General features: G+C 52.2%; 12 protein-coding genes and 4 pseudogenes. 11 read left to right on the forward strand and 5 right to left on the reverse strand.

Features of this window, described 5'->3' with window-relative positions:
- Nucleotides 1–2: 2 nt before the first annotated feature.
- The 5 genes and pseudogenes from KGP24_RS23775 to KGP24_RS23795 all read left to right on the forward strand — a co-directional run.
- A pseudogene (locus KGP24_RS23775) lies at nucleotides 3–362 on the forward strand (TraC family protein); the annotation flags it as partial.
- Nucleotides 359–3,520 (forward strand): annotated as a pseudogene (locus KGP24_RS23780) (AAA family ATPase); the annotation flags it as partial. The pseudogenes KGP24_RS23775 and KGP24_RS23780, both read left to right, overlap by 4 nt.
- Before the next feature lie 68 nt (nucleotides 3,521–3,588).
- Nucleotides 3,589–4,374, forward strand: coding sequence for a DsbA family protein (locus KGP24_RS23785; RefSeq protein WP_143347829.1), 786 nt, complete (start codon nucleotides 3,589–3,591; stop codon nucleotides 4,372–4,374).
- A 121-nt stretch (nucleotides 4,375–4,495) separates the two neighbouring features.
- Nucleotides 4,496–5,023 (forward strand): hypothetical protein, encoded by a 528-nt coding sequence (locus tag KGP24_RS23790; RefSeq protein WP_223563580.1) that lies wholly within the window; start codon nucleotides 4,496–4,498, stop codon nucleotides 5,021–5,023.
- Nucleotides 5,014–5,430, forward strand: a complete 417-nt coding sequence (locus tag KGP24_RS23795) for a type II toxin-antitoxin system YafO family toxin (protein ID WP_143347830.1) — start codon at nucleotides 5,014–5,016, stop codon at nucleotides 5,428–5,430. The genes KGP24_RS23790 and KGP24_RS23795 overlap by 10 nt, the downstream gene beginning before the upstream one ends.
- A gap of 212 nt (nucleotides 5,431–5,642) precedes the next feature.
- Here the strand turns inward: KGP24_RS23795 and KGP24_RS23800 are convergent, their stop codons facing one another.
- Nucleotides 5,643–6,632, reverse strand: a complete 990-nt coding sequence (locus KGP24_RS23800; protein ID WP_223563581.1) for a tyrosine-type recombinase/integrase — start codon at nucleotides 6,630–6,632, stop codon at nucleotides 5,643–5,645.
- Between the two features lie 423 nt (nucleotides 6,633–7,055).
- On the opposite strand from KGP24_RS23800, the gene KGP24_RS23805 reads away from it, so the two are divergent.
- The 6 genes from KGP24_RS23805 to KGP24_RS23830 all read left to right on the forward strand — a co-directional run bounded on the left by KGP24_RS23805 (nucleotide 7,056) and on the right by KGP24_RS23830 (nucleotide 13,656).
- Nucleotides 7,056–7,490, forward strand: a complete 435-nt coding sequence (locus tag KGP24_RS23805; RefSeq protein ID WP_223538166.1) for a nuclear transport factor 2 family protein — start codon at nucleotides 7,056–7,058, stop codon at nucleotides 7,488–7,490.
- A 980-nt stretch (nucleotides 7,491–8,470) separates the two neighbouring features.
- Nucleotides 8,471–9,457 carry a tripartite tricarboxylate transporter substrate binding protein gene (locus tag KGP24_RS23810; protein WP_223538169.1) on the forward strand — a complete coding sequence of 329 codons (987 nt, stop codon included), beginning with the start codon at nucleotides 8,471–8,473 and terminating at the stop codon, nucleotides 9,455–9,457.
- 31 nt (nucleotides 9,458–9,488) lie between these two features.
- Nucleotides 9,489–10,439, forward strand: coding sequence for a delta(1)-pyrroline-2-carboxylate reductase family protein (locus KGP24_RS23815; RefSeq protein WP_223538172.1), 951 nt, complete (start codon nucleotides 9,489–9,491; stop codon nucleotides 10,437–10,439).
- A 211-nt stretch (nucleotides 10,440–10,650) separates the two neighbouring features.
- Nucleotides 10,651–11,094, forward strand: coding sequence for a tripartite tricarboxylate transporter TctB family protein (locus tag KGP24_RS23820; protein ID WP_127728944.1), 444 nt, complete (start codon nucleotides 10,651–10,653; stop codon nucleotides 11,092–11,094).
- Between the two features lie 6 nt (nucleotides 11,095–11,100).
- Nucleotides 11,101–12,597: a tripartite tricarboxylate transporter permease gene (locus KGP24_RS23825; RefSeq protein ID WP_143347836.1), complete on the forward strand. Its 1,497-nt coding sequence runs from the start codon at nucleotides 11,101–11,103 to the stop codon at nucleotides 12,595–12,597.
- 198 nt (nucleotides 12,598–12,795) lie between these two features.
- On the forward strand, nucleotides 12,796–13,656 hold the full coding sequence (locus tag KGP24_RS23830; protein ID WP_223538175.1) for an alpha/beta hydrolase: 861 nt from the start codon (nucleotides 12,796–12,798) through the stop codon (nucleotides 13,654–13,656).
- A 356-nt stretch (nucleotides 13,657–14,012) separates the two neighbouring features.
- Here the strand turns inward: KGP24_RS23830 and KGP24_RS23835 are convergent.
- The 4 genes and pseudogenes from KGP24_RS23835 to KGP24_RS23850 all read right to left on the reverse strand — a co-directional run.
- A pseudogene (locus KGP24_RS23835) lies at nucleotides 14,013–14,282 on the reverse strand (Tn3 family transposase); the annotation flags it as partial.
- 337 nt (nucleotides 14,283–14,619) lie between these two features.
- Nucleotides 14,620–14,717: pseudogene (locus KGP24_RS23840) on the reverse strand (IS5/IS1182 family transposase); the annotation flags it as partial.
- 756 nt (nucleotides 14,718–15,473) lie between these two features.
- Entirely contained in the window at nucleotides 15,474–16,094 is a 621-nt protein-coding gene (locus KGP24_RS23845) for a helix-turn-helix domain-containing protein (RefSeq protein ID WP_172689137.1), read from the reverse strand.
- A 66-nt stretch (nucleotides 16,095–16,160) separates the two neighbouring features.
- Nucleotides 16,161–21,209: an inverse autotransporter beta domain-containing protein gene (locus tag KGP24_RS23850; protein ID WP_223563582.1), complete on the reverse strand. Its 5,049-nt coding sequence runs from the start codon at nucleotides 21,207–21,209 to the stop codon at nucleotides 16,161–16,163.
- Nucleotides 21,210–22,473: the final 1,264 nt, after the last annotated feature.

Below are 22,473 nucleotides of genomic sequence, written 5' to 3' on the forward strand. Positions count from 1 at the left end.
AAATGAGTTTTGTCGACAGCCTGATGGATATGCTGAAAAACGGGAAAGAGGAAGACGGGGCAGCAATGGCCCGCAACAACCTTTCCCAGACCTGGGACTACCCGTCCCTGGTCGCTGCGCTGCCGTACCGGTATTACGACGACAAGAATGAAATTTTCGTCAACGCCGGCTCTGCGGGCTTCATTATGGAGGCCGCCCCGCTTCCTGGTGCGAACGAGCAGGTGATGGCCGCGCTCGATGACATGCTGCGTAAGAAGCTTCCCCGCCAGACCCCTGTGACCGTCATTATGCTGGCCAGCAAGTGTGTCGGGGAACGTATCGATCGCGGCGTGAGTAACGACATGTGGAAAGGGGGGATGTCCGGCTGGCCATCTCGCAGCTCAGCGACAGTAAAACGCGCTTCACCTTTGGCGAGCTGATGATGACCACCGCTGAGCTGAGTGAACGGCTGCCGGAGATTAAGGATATTCGTGTGGCCATCGATGCGGCGCTGAAGGACGGCATGATTGTGCCGCTGGACAGTGAGAAAGGGGTTTTCACCTCCCGTATTCACCTGCTGGATGAACTCTCGATCCAGGCGCTGAGTCAGGAGCATCTCAAATCCACAAAAGTCGTCAGTTTCACTCGCCCGGAGCAGTACGCGCCGGCGGCGCTTGAAGTTGTGGAGAAGGACGCCCTGGTTCTGATGAATGCCCCGTCAGGCGTGGCGGGCATCCGTGACCTGACCACGCAGCTGGCCGGTATTGCCGGCGCGAACGGTCGTGACGTGCAGGTGCTGGCCAGCTCTGCCGAGCGCGCCATTTCGCTGGCGAAATCCGACGATTTGCGGGAACGGATTATCAGCCGGCAGCATGTTCTGAGCGGTGATTTCCACCTGAAACCCCAGAGCACGCTGATTATCGAAGGGGCAGAGCGTCTGGGATTAAAGGAGACGCTGGTTCTGCTGGGCGAAGCGCGCGCGCAGGACGCACAGCTGGTCTTTCTCGACAGTGCCGGACGGCAGGCGAACGGTAACGCCATGTCCGTTCTGGAGTCCGCGGGGGTTGCTCGCACCCGCCGCACGGAGCCTGCGCCCGGGCTTGAGGCCGAAGTGGTCAGTATTCCGAACAAACGCGACCGTTACGAGGCGCTGGCCAACCGGTTTGCAGAGCTGAGCGGAGGAACTGATAACGTCACCGCCGTCGTGGTCGGCAAACGTGAACAGGCGCAGCTGACGGGCCTGGTACGTGAGGCGCTGCAGAACGCAGGGCAGCTGGGGCGTGACGGCGTGGAGATAGAGGCCCGGCAGCCGGTGTGGCTCGACAGCAAAACGCGCCGCATGCCAGGTTCGTACCGTCCCGGCATGGTGCTTGAAGATCGCACGGACGCAAAAGAGCGTAAGTCCTATGTAATTGACCGGGTGCATGAGGACACGCGAGTCCTCTCGCTCATCGACGGGGATGGCGTGCTGACCCGGATGAACATCGGTGATATCAGCGCTGACTGGCGTCTCTTCAGCCGTGAAACCCTCAGCGTGGCCACCGGCGAAAAACTGCTGTCCGTGGCGGGCGACCGCGAGCACAGCCTGAAGGCCAAAGATCGTCTTGAGGTGACCGGGATAAGTGAAAAGGGGATTGAGGTTAAACGGGGGGAAGACACACTGACGCTGCCAAAAGACCAGCCGCTCTATCTGTCACATGCTTACGTGACAGCGCCGGGCGGACGGGATAACGACGCCGGCGTGGTGCTGGCCGCGCTCAACAGCCGCGACATATCGACCCAGACCATGAACTCGCTGGCACAGAGTGGCCACCGGGCGGAAGTGTTCACCGCCGAAGTGCAGGACCGGGCTGAAGCCCGGCTGCAGCGCATGAAGACCAATGCCTCTCCCGTGCAGCTGGTCAGAAACCTGAGCGGTCACCAGGACGTCAGTCAGGCGGTTGATTCACTGCATCACAGCGTCCGGACGGATGCGGGTCTGGCCGTGTGGCGTGCCATTAACGACCAGCGCACCGTGGTGATCAGCGAGCTTAAGCTGGCGACGGAAGCGCAGAAATATCATCCCGACCTCGAAGCCATCGGGAATGAAATTGGCGCGATGATTAAAAATGGCGAGCTGTTGTCCGTATCCGCAGGGGGAGAGCCGGTACTGGTGTCCCGGTCCACCTGGGAGATGGAGAAAGCCATTCTGCGCGTGGTGGAGGAAGGGAAAGGTACGCAGCAGCCGTTGCTGGAACAGGTACCGGAGGCCGTGCTGAACGGACTCACCGATGGCCAGAAAAAGTCGACCACCCTGGTGCTGGGTACCACGGATCAGTTTATCGGGATTCAGGGCTATGCCGGCGTGGGGAAAACCACGCAGCTGAAGGCGGTGATATCTGCACTGGAGACCCTACCGGCGGACGTTCGTCCGGTGATGACGGGGCTTGCTCCTACGCACCAGGCGGTGAAAGAAATGAGCGACGTCGGTGTACGGGCGCAGACCATCAAATCCTTTGTCGTTGAGCATGACCAGGCGACGGCCGCAGGCGGGAAACCTGACTATAAAGGACAGGTGTTTCTTATCGATGAATCATCAATGGCAGGCAACCAGGATACGGCGGCATTGTTCCAGGCCATTGCCAGCGGCGGCGGACGTGCAGTCTCGATGGGGGATATCGACCAGTTTGAAGCGGTCGACGTGGGCGCGCCGTTTAAGCTGATGCAGGAGCGAAGCCCGATGGATGTGGCCATCATGAAGGAAATCGTCCGTCAGAAAGACATGCAGTTGCGCGGCGCCGTTCACGACATCATCGATAACCGGATCGATGCGGCCCTGCAGCGCATTGAAACCCAGCCGGCTGACCGTGTGGCGCGTAGCGCTTCAGCCGCGCTCCCGGAAAGTGCGATTCAGGAAACGGAGACGCCTGTTAACGACATCGTGGCGGACTGGAAGGACCGGACGCCGGAGGCGCGGTCCCGTACGCTCATCATTGCGCAGCTGAACGCCGACCGTAAAGCGATAAATGCCGGCATTCATGCCGCGCTTGCAGCGCGGGGAGAACTGGGGGAGAAGGCCATTAAGGTGCCTGTGCTCGATAAAATCACCCATACGCGCCATGAGTTCAACAAAACAGAGGCCTGGGAAGTAGGGATGGTGGTTAAACGCGGTGACCGCTACCAGGATGTGGTGGCTGTTGACCGTAACGGCAGAACGGTGACGGTACGTGATGAGGAAGGGAAGATTGCTCTGATTTCACCGAAGGAGCTGATCACCGGTGACGTGCAGCTGTTTCGCCGCAGCGAGATGGAAGTCCGTTCCGGCGATCTGCTTAAGTTCACGGCGACCGATCGCGAACAGGGGCAGATGGCCAACCAGCGCTATACGGTGGAGTCGGTCAGCGAGGAGGGGAATATCCGTCTGAAAGGGGAGAACGGTCGCGTCACCATCAATCCGGAGAAGGTCCGGGCGCAGCAGCATATCGACTACGGCTGGGCCGTCACCGGCTACGGCGCACAGGGGGCCAGCAGTGATTATGTCATTGCGCTTGCCGGAGCGTGAAGAACAGACCCTCACTCGAACCATTCAGAAAGAACGTTAATCCCCCTTTTAATCATGAGAATCAGGCTATGAAAGCAAACAAATTAGCAGCATTAATAGTTACAACATACATTGGCTTTATTTCAATGGCACACGCTTCGGCCCCTCAGCCCTTATTCAGCCCGGAGCAGGAGGCACGTATCGGCGAAATCGCTGCTGACTACCTGGTGTCGCACCCGGAGATACTGGTGACGGTCAGTCGTAAGCTGCAGGAACAGCAGGAGACACGTAAGCAGAAGATGTTTGCACTCAGCGTGATGGAGAATCAGGCGAACCTTCTGCATGATCCGGACACCCCGGCTTACGGGCCTGATAATGCAAAGGTCGCGGTGATTGAATTCTTTGATTACCAGTGCGTGTTCTGCAGCCGCTTCGCGCCGGAGCTGGAGAAGGTCATGAAAGCGCAGCCTGACGTCCGCTACCTCTTTAAGGAGTGGCCAATATTTGGTGGACGCTGGGAAGCTTCACTTCAGGCTGCGCAGCAGGGGCTGACGGTCTGGCAAAAGAAAGGGCCGCAGGCCTATGTCACCTATCACAATGCCATCTACGCCACCGGCCATAATGAAGGCAAACTGACGGCGGAGGATATTCACGGAGCAGCGTCAAAGGCGGGACTGACCACCCCAGCTCCTGGCGACCATACCGCATCCCTTGAGAAAAACAGTAACCTGGCTGAGGCGCTGGGACTCACCGGAACGCCGGGGATCATCGTCATGCCCGTTAGCGGAGCGACTCCTGACACCATCACGGTTTTCCCGGAAGCTGTAACCGCTGTAAGACTCCAGGCTGCAATCCAGAAAGCCACGGCCAGATAGAGGATTTCAATTTCCTGTTTGCTGTGCCAGCAACATATGCAACCAACTTTTTTTCGCATATAGTTAAGTTCAGTAGTAAAATGCAGCGCCTCGTCGAGAGATGATGATTATGGAGCCCGTCGTGAAATTTAAAATCCAGCACTTGCAGGCCGCAGTGGCACTGGTTCTTGCCAGTTTCCAGCCGCAACCCAAAGCGGTTGCGTGTCAGCCTACGATTGTTGAACGGGTTTACGAAATGGGCTCCAGAGTCAACAAAACCGATATCAGCGAGCTCACTGTTGCTCTCAATGACGTAGCTGAAGAATTACGCTCAAGTCGCATCGAGCTGGCCCGGTATGCAGACAGCGATTTCTCCGGCGCTATCAAAGTCGCCAGCGACATCAGAAATCATACTATCCATGTCGCAGGTATCGCAGAGTCCTTTGTTCTGATGCTGCCGGAAAAAAACATCGTTCAGTCGTATGACAGGAATTCTGTTGAGTTTGCATTCTTTAAGGCCATTAAAATGGTCAGTCTTGCGACCAAAAACTACCTTAGTCTGATTGATCAAATCACACGAACGACAGAAGTGCGTGACTCTGGAATCAACCTCTCGGCCATGAATCACCTGCTGGATTCAGGCAACAGAGCTGCGGCTAAATGGCGTTAACGGCTGAGTATAGTCATCTCACGTGGGATACTTTTTTCCAGCCCACGTTTGCCGTTTACCCTGAGCTGGAGAGCCAGTTACAAGCAGAGTTCATTACGTATAAATCAACTGGCGCACCATCAAATCTTCTTGGAAGGGACGCCCCTTTTGATTTCCCGCCATTCGCTGTCAATGCTAACGTCCTGCATATTCACGTTAATCTGCATTTCCAGCTCACTTGGAGTGCCAGACAAGAGAATTACAACCGTACCTCAGATCACTATCTCATTTACACAGAACACATGTGGGATAGCGGCCGCTTTCTGCTGATGGGGCTGATAACACCGGCTCATGAACGTATGCCGGCGAGAGATACCCGGTTACTCAGCTACTTTTCTGAAGTTGCAGAAGATTTTCACGCTTCATAACCTTCAAAATCACATATGGTACCCGGCGAAAGAACGAAAAGGACCGGCCATCCCGCATATCCAAACCACCCCGGTTCAGAAGGGGAAGCAGGATAGCCAGCAGACCTACTTTAACGGAAGTTCCACTGTGACACCATTTCAGAAAATTGCGCAGTATGCGAGCATCCACGCTAACTATCTTGTTAACTTGGTATCTTAATATGTTGTTAAGTTCATATCAGATCCAGACGGTCGCGCGCCGTACGCAGGCGCGCCTCTCCACGGCGATCGTACTGCTGGGTGGTGGTGACGCTGGCATGCCCCATCGCATCCTTAACCGTGATTAAATCCTCGCCGTTATCCAGCATGGCCGTAGCAAAGGTTCGACGCAGGTCGTGCGGCGCACATTTCCCTATCCCGGCCTGACGCTGGCGCACCTGCAGGACATGGTATACCGCCTGGTCGGTCAGTCGGTCGCTCGTCAGGGTGTCAAACCGGCGAATGCGGGTGAACAGCGGCCCGTCTTTTTCCCCCCGAACCTCATCGATCCACATTCTGAGCCGCTGCCAGGTGCCGGCCGGCATGTAGGCGAGGCGCTCCTTGTTGCCCTTGCCCAGTACCCGGAGTGCCCGCTCATCTGTGACAATGTCACTTAAATCAAGCCCTACGGCCTCCGAGCGTCGCAGGCCGCAGCCAAGAATAACACCCAGCATCGCAGCATCACGCACCCCGATGCTGGAGTCATCGGCCTCGCAGACACCGAACAGCGACAGGATCTCCTCCGGCGGTAGGGCCCGGCCGCGCGGGAGACGGCTGCCGCGCAGATTACGCACCGCCCGGATGTGCTGGAAGCTTTCGACGTCCATCAGCTTCAGCATCCAGGCTTCCTTCGCCACGCCCTTGAGCGCCGATAGGTAGGTGTTAACGGTGGCCGTGGCCCGGCCGGTGTCGCGCAGCAGCTCGGTCACGGCCATCACGTGATGGCGCCGCAGGCAGCCCCAGCTGCAAGCATCCATGGTGGCGGCGCCGAGCATGCCGGCGACAATCCTGAGGAAAGAGGCCATGGTCTGCCGGCTGCGGGGGGAGTTCAGGGAAAGCAGGTAGGCCCGGGCGGGACTGACCGGAGCATCACCGCCTGACAGCGCAGGCAGGAAATCCACATCTGAGGGAATAGCCACCGGCGACGGGATCAGCTCTGGTTCATCGTCAGGCATCAGTGTCATCAGGGCTCCGTCCAGGCCGGAAAGCCTCCGGCGCGCTGCGTGAAAAATCAGGGGAAATGATTCTGTAACAGCGTACCGCAGAGAGTCTACTTTTTCAAACGTACATTTTAATAAGTAAATAATCAGCAAAAGACAACGTACTTTTTACTCATCGAACCAACGAGAGGTAAAAGGTGTAACAACAAAGCGAACATTACAAAATAGCTATAAACGCGCCACGTGATGTGACTGTCCAGAGTAACTACATATCGATTGAGCAGTTTAGATTGAATCTAGCATCTTTATTCATAAAAAGAACACCCTTGTATAAACTTATGAAAAAACATCAACTCGATATGGGAAGTATTATAGACATAACTGTGAAAGCTGAACTACTATTATCAGTGATATAATATTTTTAACAATTATGAAAAGGTAAACAGCATGAAGATGATAGATAAAACAATAAGTCAGTTTATTGATTATTATAGCGCAATAAATATGCGCCCTCCTCATATACTCAATGAGATATATCACCCTGACGTAATTTTAACTGATCCTTTCGGGTGCTATTACGGTTTGAATAAATTAAAAAAAGCGTTGTCTCCGCTGGTGTTAAACATTAATGTACATTATCTGCTAACAGATGAACCACTGAAAAATGATCGTTCTTTCGCCATAACATGGACATTATACTGGTCACATCCAGTGTTAACGTTCAATGCAATTGAAGAACTAAATGGCTGCACATACGCATGCATATATAAAGGGAAAATAATCTCACAAGAAAATTATTATGACCTAGGTGAATTTCTTTATGAAAAAATACCAATTTTAAAGTGTGCTATCAAAAAAAATCAAGATAAATCATATGGATGAAGATCCTGATGCTGCGTCCAATAGCGATCATGGTTAGTTAAATGCTTTGGAGTCAGAGCGTATAAACAGTCATATATTTGAAACAATGTTAATTTTACTTCCTATAACTTCGAATAAGGAAATATTCCACATGAGAATTAATACGTCATTCATAGACAGAAGATCAATAAATTTCTCAGGGTAATAAGGAGATTTATTAAGGCTAAGATATGTGTAATCTCTGTTTAAGTAATAAACTGATCTACTTGGTTTTATGATCTATAAAAAATGCCCCGTACTTGATTATGATCATTAGCGTGGAACACAAGTGAATGCATATTTACATTATCATATAAAAGCACCTACATCGCAACTAAAGAAAAGGGGAAATTGTACGTTCTAAACCTATAGTTGATGAAAGATCGATATACAAGTGATCCAACTGCACAATCACATGAGCCACTATGGTTGAATTGGAAGCCTTAAACTATAGGGCAGGGTCGTCTACCAGGGGGGGGTGGGCAGTCCATAAATGATTCTGAGGCGCCTAACCTGTGGTGATTCATCAAACCTATAAACCCTCTGTGAGCACCAGTACTCAAGGGTCTTACGAATCAAATAACAACACTAAATAATAGTTTTAAGTTACAAAAAAACAATTGAAGTTTTTTTTAGTGATTTACACGGGTGGGAAATAGAATTATGATTTAGATATTGAATTGTTAATATAGTGAAGTTTAATTATTAAAAATTACAGAGATAATCATAAAGGATTTTATAACTTATGTGTATTCCTGCTTACGTAAAATAATTCTGTTTATCATAAAAATATTGGTGGCGCATTAATGGGTTAAACACATTTACGTGCCAACAAATAGGAAGAAATCAACCTAGTTACAACTTACATTTTAAGCTTATTTAGTTGGCAGTTTCAAATATGAATGAAGGTTTTAATTAAAACCGGGGAATTATTAAACACAAACCTATATGGTAATTTATTAATGATGAACAACAAATTATATAAATTATTTTTGATGCTTATATTTGCCATTAGTCAAGTTTTTTTCGTATCGGCTTTTGCTGAATCTGAAATTTACCCATCAAAAATGATAAGGTTGATAGTTCCTTTTCCTCCAGGTGGTGGTGCTGATATTTCTGGTCGTATAATGGCACAGCATTTATCTCGTGAGTTGAAGGTTAAAGTTATTGTTGAAAATAAACCTGGTGCAGGCGGGAATATAGGGGCGTTTTATGTATCAAAAGCTCGTTCAGATGGTTACACACTTTTGGTAAGCACATTAGGCCCCAGTGTTACTAACAAAATAATTTATCCAAAAGCAGGATTTGATCCTGAGCTCGACCTTATCCCTGTTGCTCTTTATTCCAGAACACCGATGGCTTTAGTTGTAAATAAGTCCTCTCCATTTAACAGTGTACAAGACTTAGTGAACACTTCCAAAAATAGTGATGCAGGACTTGTTTATGGTAGTGGAGGTCGGGGCTCTACTTCACATTTGGGTATTGAGTTGTTAAAAGAGATGACTGGTATGAAACTTACCCATATCCCGTATAAGGGAAGCGCACCCGCATTGATCGATCTCATAGGCGGTCGTTTAGATTTTACGCTAGATAGTCTTCCTTCTGTAACTCCACATATTCACTCAGGCAATATAAAAATTCTTGCAGTTGCCGAAAAATGGCGCCTCAAGGATCTACCAGATGTGCCAGTTCTTTCTGAGATTCCTGATTTATATAACTATGAAGCGTCAGGATGGGTTGGTTTATTTGCTCCAAAAAACACTCCCCCTGAAGTAATATCGGTTATCGCGCGTGCTTTGACTCAGCCAGTCGATAAGATATGGATCAAGGGTAGATTAGAAAATATAGGAGCTATTTATGTTGGTGCTGACACACAGGAATTTAAAGTTTTTTTAAATAATGAAGTTAAAAAGTGGACGCCGCTTGCTGAAAAAAACAGCTCAAAATAATTTCATGTAACTCGAATGGATGGTTTGTAATATGAGTTTAAAAGTGTGTTTACCCTGGAAAAAACCTGGAAAAATAGAAAAAATTACTCGGAATGCTAAAGAGACTGCACATCTTATCGGGCATTTAGCACTATTTAATTCGCTTGAAAAGGTTTGCCGTGAATATGGCGAAGGGAAAATATCTTGCCCTCCACGCACCTATATATCCTTGCCTGAACACGGACATCTTTTTTCGATGGTTGCTAGTGCCCATGATATAACTGTACACAAACTAATCCTCGTTAATCCCAACAACCGCAAGCGAGATTTACCGCTAGTACATAGTGAGGTAAGGGTTTACGATTCAAAAAGTGGCGAATCAATATTATTACTGGATGGGCCTACAGTAACAGAAAGGCGTACAGCGGTATTAAGTGCAGTTGGTATGCGGCATCTCTGTTCTGCTCCGCCTTCTGAGGGAATGTTAATCGGTACGGGAAAACTGGCAATAAGTCACTTACAGGCATTTAATATATTGTTTCCTAATATGAGTTTTTGGATTAAAGCAACAAGTGAGGCTAAAGCTAAAGAGTTTTGCCGTAAACATTCTTCGATTGGTGTGGAATTACGCCCATGCACTAGTAACGTTGTCCCTGAGTCTGTAGATGTAGTTATAACTATGACTAGCAGTACTAATCCTGTTTATTCTGAACCAGCAATCGCTGGACGATTGCTTATTGGTGTAGGAACATGTAATCCAAATGCTTCTGAGATTTTTGCTGATACAGTACGTTCCAGTCAGGTGGTTATAGATGAAAAAACAGGCGGCATAAATGAGGCGGGTGATTTGCTTCAAGCGAAAATTGATTGGTCGGAGGTTCATTCGCTTTCCGATATTTTGACATCTCAACCTGATTTTTCACGCCCCATTTTTTTTAAGACTGTCGGTTGTGCCGCCTGGGATTTAGCAGCAGCTAGAGTTGCTATTGATACAGCTAGATAATTTTTAGCCATAAAATTATGGATAACCCTGATGTATGTATTTTTAATTATTTATAGAATTCTATAAAAGGCGATTGCCAAACAGTCCCTTAACTAAATAAAAAAGAAGAGGACGCCAGAAATGACAAGTCAATAGTATAACACAAAATCTTAACCAATTCTTTTAGATATGTTTTGAAATATAACTTTAACAATAGAGATGGACAGAAAAATTGAAAAGTAAAAAAAGAGAGTGGGCTTCATCAGTGGTTATATTTTCAATCGCTATCATTACTCTGTATGGCGGACTTAGCTACCCGAGAGGAACATTAGAAAATATGGGGCCGGGTTTTTTTCCTTTAATTATAGGTGGGAGCATGGTTGTCATAAGTATAATCATGGTTGCAGTACCTATAAGTCAAGATAAGATCGAAAAAGTCTCCACGCAAGAATTACGAGCTTTCTTCTTCCTTGTTGGTGGTTTTTTAGCTTTCGTGATATTGGGCATTTATTGTGGTCTAGTACCTGCAACTTTCTCGATAGTGTTCATATCAGCACTAGGGGATAAAAATAATTCTCCGTTATCTGCGTTGATACTGTCCTTGGCAAGTGTTATTGCAATGTTACTCTTTGCATTTGCTCTTCAAATTCAGCTTCCATTTTTCCGCGAGATGTAAGTTTTTATGAATAATATTATTAGCCTTTTTGACGGCTTTCTTGTAGCATTAGAGCCAATTAATTTACTATACTCCTTTATAGGGGTTTTTCTTGGAAATGTCGTAGGGGTCTTGCCTGGGATTGGTCCGCTTGCTGCTATTTCTATTCTATTGCCGATTACTTATAATCTAGATCCTACTGCTGCTCTGATGATGTTAGCTGGTCTATATTATGGGGCTCAATATGGCGGGGCAATAACATCTATTTTATTGAATATTCCTGGTGTTACATCGCATGCAGTTACTTGTTTTGATGGATATCCTATGGCCAAAAAAGGTCTTGCTGCACAAGCATTGTTGATTTCAATGTTTGCATCTTTTATCGGCGCATCTGTAGGTATTATTCTCATAATATTATTCACTCCTTTTTTAACAGGTATTGCATTCAAATTTGGAGCGGTAGAATATACTTCTATTTTAATGCTTGGTCTCTTGCTGGCATCGACTGTTTCTGTGAGCTCGCCATTAAAAGGTATTGCGATGATGCTTTTAGGTTTGGTTGCTGGACTCATCGGTACAGATATTAATTCTGGAATTGTTAGGTTTTCGTTTGGGTTTGCAGAACTCAATGATGGGATTGCAGTTGTTGCGATCGCTATGGGACTTTTTGGAATTTCCGATGTCCTGCGTAATGCTAACCGCGATAATAATCGGGAAACCGTCGACTCCAATATATCTATAAAGTCAATGCGACTAAATCGAAATGGGAGAAAAAAGTCAATAATGCCGATTCTCAGAGGCTCAGTAATAGGTTCATTATTTGGTATATTGCCTGGAACGGGCTCAACTATAGCATCATTTATGTCCTATGCAATTGAAAAAAAAATATCATTATCGCCAAGGCGTTTTGGCCATGGAGCAATTGAAGGTGTTGCAGGTCCAGAAGCGGCGAACAGTGCTGCTGCACAAACTGCGTTTATTCCGACTATGAGTATCGGTGTTCCAGGAGATGCTGTAATGGCGCTTATGCTTGGTGCGCTAATGATCCAAAATATTCAGCCAGGTCCTCAATTAATAAACGAGTATCCGTTAATTTTTTGGGGGCTTATAGCCAGTTTCTGGGTTGGGAATTTATTACTTTTAATTCTTAATGTACCTCTAATTGGATGCTGGACTAAGATGCTATCTATTCCTTATAGACTAATATTTCCTATTGTACTCTTCTTAATATGTATCGGTGTATATAGCACGAATGCAAATATTTTTGATGTTTTGATTGCGCTGGCTATTGGCGTTTTTAGTTATTCTTTATCTCGCCTAGGATTTCAACCTGCTCCTTTACTTCTGGGCTTTGTTCTTGGTCCAATATTCGAAGAGAATTTACGGCGAGCTATGCTGCTATCACGAGGAGATGTCGCTGTATTTTTAACTAATCCTATTAGTGTGATGTGTTTATTTATTGTTGTGATTGTATTGATTTATAATGTTCGGAGGAAATTAATCCTCAGCTATGACGTTAAATAACTAATTAAGCTAGTTAGTTTATTTACATCAAAATGGAAAAGACGTTCTGGATCAAAGGAAGAACCAGTTTAATCGGTTGTATTTAGAACGTTGGTCGGAGGTGCTATATTCAGGACCAATATCTGCAGATTCCTAAAAAGAGTTCTAGAGCTTAATTTTTCTTCTAATGACTGACCTGATAAAAGGACATATATATTAATGGAAATTTCAACAGAAAAAATTTCTAACGGCATCGTTCTGACGCTTCGTTCTCCCTCCGACAGTACAAAAAGCCCGGTGATCATTTTGTGCCATGGCTTCTGTGGTATCAGAGAATTTTTGCTACCTGATTTTGCTGAAGCATTTACCCGCGCCGGATTCTCCACCATCACGTTTGATTATCGTGGTTTTGGGGACAGTGACGGCGAACGCGGACGCCTGGTCCCTGCTATGCAAATTGACGATATTATCTCCGTTGTTAACTGGGCAAGAGAACAGCCATCCCTTGATGCCCAGCGTATTGGCCTGTGGGGAACATCATTTGGAGGATGCCACGTATTTGGTGCGGCGGTCAGAAGCCAGGGAGTTAAATGTATTGTCAGTCAGTTGGCTTTTGCAGACGGTGAAGGAATAGTTACCGGGAATATGAATAAGGAAGAGAAAGAAGCTTTTGTTTCAACCCTTGACAAGATGGCTGAAAAGCAGAAGAGCACCGGTAAAGAAATGTTCGTGGGGGTCAATCGGGTACTGAGCGATACAGAATCGAAGTCATTTTTTGAAGAAAATATAACGCAACATCCAAAGATGGACATTAAAATACCATTCCTTACGGTGCGCGAAACTTTTCTGTATAAACCCGCATTTAATGCCTCACTGGTGACGTGCCCAACCCTGATCGTTATTGCTGGTCAGGATACGGTTAATCCACCGGAGCAGGGACGAGCCTTATTTGACGCTGTGGGTGCCAAAGAAAAAAGGCTATATGAGGTAAGCAGTGCACGTCATTACGATTTTTATGCAGGAGAGCATCTTAAGCAGGTTATCAGCATTCAGACAGAATGGTTTAAAACGCACTTGTAATTTTAGATGTCCATTAACGGCGGGTTCAACAGAGCCCACCGTTATGACAAACGTCAAATGCCGCATCCGCATTTTGTAGCTTCAGCTTTCGCTGAGTCTTATTTCACGGTGTTTTTGCCACCGGCCCTCTTTTTTGACATGTACACATGCCAGTAATCACATCCGGCGGTCAGTATCAGGCTGCGCCACTGCGATTTGATGGTGATGGGCGGCTGCGAGACGACGTCTGACCAGACGCCCAAGAGAAATGAATGTGAAGATGCCATTTCATTCGACTTCCGTTGGAAAGGATAGCACAGAAAACGCCGATATACAGCCCGCACTTGCGGGCGGCGTACCGCATGTTATCTAGAGCCAAGTGCCAGAGCGCACGGTTGTTCTTCCAGACCGTCGGTATAATGCTTTCCTATCTCACTTTCTGTCCGTGGCAGATCGCTCTGGCAACCGCATAGCTGCTTTCTCCGATGTTAAGTTAAGTCAGTATAAGCCTGCGGAACGCTTCATCATCAATCAAATGTTTTGTTAATTCCGCCCACTTCAATTATTGCCTGAATCAGTCTGGAGGGGCTTTCACTTTTCAGTAATGAACATACCTGCACCGAGGACCGGGCTTTTCTCTGCTTCAGGAAACTAAAGCTGGTAGGTTCAACGTTCAATTCTCGCTGAAGATGAGTGGGAACACTCATCTGCCGGAAACCGTATGCTGTAGTTCTGTGAGTCGGGTTATGAGGAGTACACGTCCGCATAAACGGCGTGCCAGCAAGCCTCAACTCCCATCACCACAAAATACTTTTTGCGCTGCAGTACCGCTTTGAAGCAAAAAATCGCCCTATTCACGTATTTTTTCAATATCTTAGATAACATATCCCACGGAGTAAACTTTATCCGCCAGTACAGCATGACCACGTCGCTTCTCTGGTGCTGAACACCAATGCAGTCCTGCTGGCTTTCTACGGACTGGCTTTCGTTGCTTTGTCCGAGGCTGAGCACGATATTTAACGGCAGTTCGCTTCCGTCTATCGTCAGATTGGTTTTGTGCCAAAACCACCGCGAGTGCGACCCCGCTCAATATCTCTGGATATGTCAGTATGTTCTTTTTAGCCCTGGCAGCACATCTGATGAGTGCACGGATATTGCTGCTATCCAGCGCTGTCGCTGACCAGTCAACGAAACCATAAGCTTCAGGAGATAAAAGCAACTTATTGAAAGTAATGTTCATCACCGCTGACTTTGAACGCGGGCTGTAAACGGCCTTACCTGGACCATATCGCTCAGGAAATCGGGTCATGGTGCGACCGAACACAGAATACAGAACATATAATGAATATACGGTTTTCTGCCCAAGAGAGTGCTGCCCCGGTGTTGCTGGTTCAGTAGTCTGGATGAGAGCCCATGCTTCACAGGAAAGAACGTAACGAGCAATAGTTCAATATGTTGTGAAAAAAGGCTGTGACAATTAAGAGGCTCAGCCTGGATTATCCGTGGCAATTCACTCAGCCACTTCCTGTGATTCTCGATGCAACTGCCGTACAGCCAGAGCCGCTCGCAGAAGATACGTAAAACGATGTGCCCGGATTACCGCACCCATCAGTAACGCTTATGGTGCTCTGCCGCACTCATGGACAGCCTTGTATCCTGGGTTCGGTGTCTGGTCCGCACTCCACGTTCAGCGGCGATGTTCTGTGCATGAGCCTAAAGAGCGCAAAGAACTGACCGCACCGGGTGAAGTAAATCACAGCCAGCCTTTTATCTTCCTTGATGCAACGCATGACTCTGGCGGGTCGGTAAGGATGGAAACCTCAACCACAGGCTCATCTTTAATAATTTTTTGGGAGATGTCGAAGCTCAATCAGTTTTCCTCTTTCCATGGTAATGTACTGCCCAGCCTGCAGGCTCCTGATAACCTTGTACAGAGTGCTGCGGGAGACGGTTGAACGCTCGCTGATATACCGGTGAAACGATTCCTGCTTCAGGAGGCCCCCGTCACCGTTGCTCAGGGCAAGAAGATGGTGGCGAACGATGTGGTAATTGCTGCCGAACGCACTGATGGCGAGATTATCCCGCACATGCCGCGCATTGTCCGCAAGAATGCTGAAGACATCATGCCACATCCCCGACAGCTCAATTTCCGCAGCAAGGTCAGAAGACAGCACCTGAATAAGACGAGCTGAATCCTGGACGGCCAAGGTTGTATCAGGTTCATGACCACAGAGCAGCTCAAGACCAAGCACCGCGGGCGCCGTGAAGTCGGCGATAATGTAGCCATTACTTTTAAGGCGAAGGGAGGCTCGCCCCTCCTCGAGAAAGAAGACAGTGGGATGGGCGCGCAGTGTCATGGCTATATCTTCCCGCCCGGAGACCATAATGCTCCTTTGTTCCCGGAGGGAGCGAATGATGTTCTCAAGTTTCTGCTGCGGAGTGATTTCAGTATTCATCATAATAAAGTTTATTCGCTTGGTTTAGGGAGTGGAGTACCTGGGCTTTCAGGTACTCCGGTGTTGCCTTTAGTTCGTGGCACTCGCCGTAATGTTGTACGGGCCGGTGCTGATGCCTCCGTCGGCCAGCATGAAGCCGCCCGTCATTAAGGCGCCCTCCTCCGTCGCGGTCGTCGCGATGAAGATGGTGGTCCAGACGCCGTCGTCGACCTGCGTCCAGGTTGAGCCCTCGGCCTGCACGGCGCCCTCGAGGTTCACCAGAATCCCCAGAACTGTAGGATCTATGTTCGTCGGGTTGTTAAACGCGTCGATCGCGGTGAAGGTGACGGTCATCTCGTCTCCAATCCTGAACGTGTTGCCGCTGACGACAAAGGTGGAGGTGGCCGCAGAAGGCGCGCCCGCCGTGATGGTGTACGCGGCGGAGGTGACGGTTCCGTCGCCCAGCGTGACGCTGGCCGTCAGGCCGGTGTCCGCCGTCGTCGCGGTGAAGGTGCGGGTCCAGACGCCGTCGGCCTGCGTCCAGGCTGAGCCCTCGGCCGGCGCGGCGCCCGCCACGGTGATGGTGTCCGCAGTCTCAGCCGTGATGGTCGCCGGGTTATCCTGCGCGTCGCGCGGGGTGAAGGTGACGGTCATCTCGTCTCCGGCAGTGAACGTGCCGTTAGCGCCGCCGCTGACGGCAAGGGTGGAGTTGGCCGCAGAAGCCGCGCCCGCCGTGATGGTGTACGCGGCGGAGGTGACGGTTCTGTCGCCCAGCGTGACGCTGGCCGTCAGGCCGGTGCCCGCCCTCGTCGCGGTGAAGGTGCGGGTCCAGACGCCGCCGGCCTGCGTCCAGGCTGAGCCCTCGGCCGGCGCGGCGCCCGCCACGGTGATGGTGTCCGCAGTCTCAGCCGTGATGGTCGCCGGGTTATCCTGCGCGTCGCGCGGGGTGAAGGTGACGGTCATCTCGTCTCCGGCAGTGAACGTGCCGTTAGCGCCGCCGCTGACGGCAAGGGTGGAGTTGGCCGCAGAAGCCGCGCCCGCCGTGATGGTGTACGCGGCGGAGGTGACGGTTCTGTCGCCCAGCGTGACGCTGGCCGTCAGGCCGGTGCCCGCCCTCGTCGCGGTGAAGGTGCGGGTCCAGACGCCGCCGGCCTGCGTCCAGGCTGAGCCCTCGGCCGGCGCGGCGCCCGCCACGGTGATGGTGTCCGCAGTCTCAGCCGTGATGGTCGCCGGGTTATCCTGCGCGTCGCGCGGGGTGAAGGTGACGGTCATCTCGTCTCCGGCAGTGAACGTGCCGTTAGCGCCGCCGCTGACGGCAAGGGTGGAGTTGGCCGCAGAAGCCGCGCCCGCCGTGATGGTGTACGCGGCGGAGGTGATGCTTCCGTCGCCCAGCGTGATGCCGGCCGTCAGGCCGGTGTCCGCCGTCGTCGCGGTGAAGGTGCGGGTCCAGACGCCGTCGGCCTGCGTCCAGGCTGAGCCCTCGGCCGGCGCGGCGCCCGCCACGGTGATGGTGTCCGCAGTCTCAGCCGTGATGGTCGCCGGGTTATCCTGCGCGTCGCGCGGGGTGAAGGTGACGGTCATCTCGTCTCCGGCAGTGAACGTGCCGTTAGCGCCGCCGCTGACGGCAAGGGTGGAGTTGGCCGCAGAAGCCGCGCCCGCCGTGATGGTGTACGCGGCGGAGGTGATGCTTCCGTCGCCCAGCGTGATGCCGGCCGTCAGGCCGGTGTCCGCCGTCGTCGCGGTGAAGGTGCGGGTCCAGACGCCGTCGGCCTGCGTCCAGGCTGAGCCCTCGGCCGGCGCGGCGCCCGCCACGGTGATGGTGTCCGCAGTCTCAGCCGTGATGGTCGCCGGGTTATCCTGCGCGTCGCGCGGGGTGAAGGTGACGGTCATCTCGTCTCCGGCAGTGAACGTGCCGTTAGCGCCGCCGCTGACGGCAAGGGTGGAGTTGGCCGCAGAAGCCGCGCCCGCCGTGATGGTGTACGCGGCGGAGGTGATGCTTCCGTCGCCCAGCGTGATGCCGGCCGTCAGGCCGGTGTCCGCCGTCGTCGCGGTGAAGGTGCGGGTCCAGACGCCGTCGGCCTGCGTCCAGGCTGAGCCCTCGGCCGGCGCGGCGCCCGCCACGGTGATGGTGTCCGCAGTCTCAGCCGTGATGGTCGCCGGGTTATCCTGCGCGTCGCGCGGGGTGAAGGTGACGGTCATCTCGTCTCCGGCAGTGAACGTGCCGTTAGCGCCGCCGCTGACGGCAAGGGTGGAGTTGGCCGCAGAAGCCGCGCCCGCCGTGATGGTGTACGCGGCGGAGGTGACGGTTCTGTCGCCCAGCGTGACGCTGGCCGTCAGGCCGGTGCCCGCCCTCGTCGCGGTGAAGGTGCGGGTCCAGACGCCGCCGGCCTGCGTCCAGGCTGAGCCCTCGGCCGGCGCGGCGCCCGCCACGGTGATGGTGTCCGCAGTCTCAGCCGTGATGGTCGCCGGGTTATCCTGCGCGTCGCGCGGGGTGAAGGTGACGGTCATCTCGTCTCCGGCAGTGAACGTGCCGTTAGCGCCGCCGCTGACGGCAAGGGTGGAGTTGGCCGCAGAAGCCGCGCCCGCCGTGATGGTGTACGCGGCGGAGGTGATGCTTCCGTCGCCCAGCGTGATGCCGGCCGTCAGGCCGGTGTCCGCCGTCGTCGCGGTGAAGGTGCGGGTCCAGACGCCGTCGGCCTGCGTCCAGGCTGAGCCCTCGGCCGGCGCGGCGCCCGCCACGGTGATGGTGTCCGCAGTCTCAGCCGTGATGGTCGCCGGGTTATCCTGCGCGTCGCGCGGGGTGAAGGTGACGGTCATCTCGTCTCCGGCAGTGAACGTGCCGTTAGCGCCGCCGCTGACGGCAAGGGTGGAGTTGGCCGCAGAAGCCGCGCCCGCCGTGATGGTGTACGCGGCGGAGGTGACGGTTCTGTCGCCCAGCGTGACGCTGGCCGTCAGGCCGGTGCCCGCCCTCGTCGCGGTGAAGGTGCGGGTCCAGACGCCGCCGGCCTGCGTCCAGGCTGAGCCCTCCTTCTCCTGTAGCCCCGGACCAGTAAATGTGGCAGAGGCAAGATCCACCTCCGTCACACTGTTGCCGGATGCATCCTTCAGAGTCAGTGTCAGTACCACGTCCTCATGACTGGCATAACCTGTACGGTCTGTTTTCAGGGTTGAAGTGGTCTGCGAGACAGAGCCCGCTTTCACGGTGACGGTGGCCTGCGGCTGCGCCAGCTGGATGCCGTTCACAATAGCGCTCACCGTCACTACGCCCGTCCGCGTGGCGCGCATAGTGGCAGTGTAAACCCCGCCAGCAGACTCCTGCACGTCAGAGAAGGTGACGCCGTCCTGACCGCTGCTGAATCTCACCTTCTGGCCGTTAATCGGAATGCTCGCCTCATCACGCAGCGTAAGCATTACAGGCACCTGCGTATCTGTGTCGGTAACAGGCTGCCCGACCACCAGTGAGGAGTTAGCATCACTCAGAGTCTGGCTGATGTTGACAGTGATGGTGCCGGCGCTGTAGCCGCGCACATACGGAGTCAGCGTGAAGTGCTCCTCCTTCGTTCCCGGAGTAACCGTCAGGTCATAGCTGCCGGCAGAGATACGTACGAAATGCCCCACCCGGGCGAGACCGCGTGCAGCCCGCGCTGCGTTTTTGTTGGTATTATCGCTGCGTTCCGTAACAATCTCACTTTCGTCCACGTCAACCGGATTGCCGGCTGCATCGCGCAGGGTGAGGGTGACTTTCTGCGCACTGGTGCCGTCCGGGACCAGATTAAGCGACGAAAGGCTCAGGCCCGACAGTGCGGGACTGATGGCTGCCTGTGAAACGACAACGCGGGTGCTGGACGCGGCAGAGCGGTTGCCCCGGCTGTCCACGGCAACGCCGCGTACCGTATAGGTATTGCCGTGGACAGCTCTTCCCGGCTGCCAGGCCGGTAGTATAACAGCGTGAGAATACGGGCCGGAAGACATGATAATCCCTCCGGCCGCCTCCAGCTCTGGCGACTGCCACTCAATGCGCTCAGCAGGATGCCGGCTCTTTATCTCCACGCTCAGGGGCTTCTGCTCGCCAGCGTAGCCAGTGACCTGCTCCTGGGTCTTCAGGAATATGACCTCTTTCTTTTTGTACTCGAGGACAATGTTGCTGTTGCGCTCGACAAGGTCATGGCGAGCACCGCTCAGACTACGCAGTGCGGCGACGGAGTCAGGACTGGTCTGATGCGTCCAGGATACACCCGGGGTGTAGCGCAGCTCAAGACCCAGGCGGGAGTCGCTGGCCGAGCCCTTGCCCTGACGCTGCCCGGCGTTCAGGGTGAGCAGCGGGAACGGCGTCCAGTTCAGGCCTGCAGTGGCGGCATAAGGGTCCTTCTGGCGGTTGCTGTGTCCGAACAGGCCCACCTCTTTACCGTAGTAGCGCTCAAAGCCCAGCGAGGCGCCGAGCTGCGGCAGGGAAGGAAGCCAGCCGCGGGCGGTAATGTCCCAGCCGTTTGCAGGACGCTCAAGGTAGTCGGTGACGTCCGGGGAGTCCTTCCAGCCCGATAGGCGCATGTAGCTGTTGGCGCCAAGGCGGAGGTTGTCGCGCCAGTATTCAATACCGAGCCCCGCCCGGGTGTGGCTGCGGGAGAGGTCGTGGTCGATAAAGGCGCTGGCGCCGAGCATGCTGTCGGGCCCGAAGCTGCGCACGCCGAGGCCGAGGGAGGACTGCGTGCGGTCGTCCGCCCGGCGGATACCGCCCTGGGCAAAGGTGAGCAGGTCAGGCGAGTCGTGCAGTGGCACCAGCAGGTCGAGAGAGGAGCCCTTCAGTGAGAAGTCCTTATCAACGTCAATGGTGGTGCGCGCCGTGCCGAACTGGCTGAGCCACTGCTGGACTTCGGCACTGGCGTACCCGCTGGCGCTTGCACTGGCGAGTGATGCAGCGGCATCGGTATCCGGGGCGTTGCTCAAAAAGGTCCCTGCCCGGGATGCGGCCCGGGCAAGGCGTGCGGCTGCCTGATTGTCGTTCACGTCGGCGGTCGCGGTGGTGTCGCGGTTTGACTGAGCGGCAGAGGCAATAGCCGGGGTAAAGGCAACAGATAATGGAGATAAAAACTGCACCAAAAGTGTGGCGAGTGCGGTTTTCCGAATAAGATTTTTTTTCACAGTTTAATATTCTTCCTGAGAGGATGAATGAGTGCGGTACTTTATAATTGAGGCGTTTTTTATTGGAATGTAATTTTGTTAATTATGCTTATATTAGTTTTATGTGTGTCAAAGGTTTATTTTTTTGGATATAAAAACCAGTGGAATGAGTGCAGGTTGTGGACGGGGCATGGTGACAGGCGGAGTTTATGGTGTATGGAAAAAAAAAACGCCCGGGGAGGGCGGAAAAACCACATCCAGAAAAACAGGGGATGCACTGCAATACAATGTTCAGAAGTATCATGACAGGCTATGCTGGCAATTGACAGGCTATGATGGGATGGCTGGCGTGCAAAATAACACGTATCACTCTGTACATGACGGAGGGGGCGAAAAAAGAGACTGTAATTAAAATTGGACTGACCCCGCCCCGGTAGACGATCCTGCCCTATAGTTTGAGCATAGCAACTGTCTTTCGAGTGCGACTACGAAGCATGCTGGTGATACATCGGTTCCCATGCTGTCTACGGGCGTGGGGTCAGTCCAAAAACGGAACTCAGGACATGCAAACTATCGAGACTGCTCAGCGGTGACGTTCGCCCTGAATGGGCGCTATCGTTCCTCAAAATCCCGGGGTCCATCAACATGAAAAATCTGCGTGTCTATCAGAACAACACACCCTCATCCAACTTGGTGGAAGAGAAGATTGGTGAGCGGGTTGAATCGCTCAGACACGAAGTGAAAGTGGTCGGCAAACACGGCTTGTAGTAGATTAAGGCCATTCCAGATGAAGTTGTGGATGAATATTCCTCCCGTGTCCGAAAATAAGAGGGGCTGTTGTGCGAGCCTGGCCCTGGTTTAGCATCTAAACTATCGACGGTTAGCTGGCCTAACATCTGGTAAAATTACTGACGAGAAGGTAGTATTCGGATCGTCAGCGATCGTCTTGTGGTGGGACAGATTGTTGATTCAGAATACTTTTGTGACCTAACTCAAACTGACGGTTTGACTGCTTTGTGGTGAGGCAGATGGGTGGCAGAAGATGGTTTTACGGAAGAAATGCGGACTTCCGGAAACAAACAGGGACAGGACGTGCCCAGTAAAACGTTCAGGAGCAGGTTACGGGATTTCCCGGAACCTGAATGCACAAACCCCCCGATAACTGTCATCAACTTGGCGGAAGAGTCAGATATCAGGGGGTCCAAAAGCAGGCGCGTTGCCTGTGAAGGATTATAACGCATGCACCATAGAAAACAACACCCGGCCGCCATAAGAACAGGCCGCC

The organism is Enterobacter sp. JBIWA008 (assembly GCF_019968765.1).
Lineage (GTDB): Bacteria > Pseudomonadota > Gammaproteobacteria > Enterobacterales > Enterobacteriaceae > Enterobacter.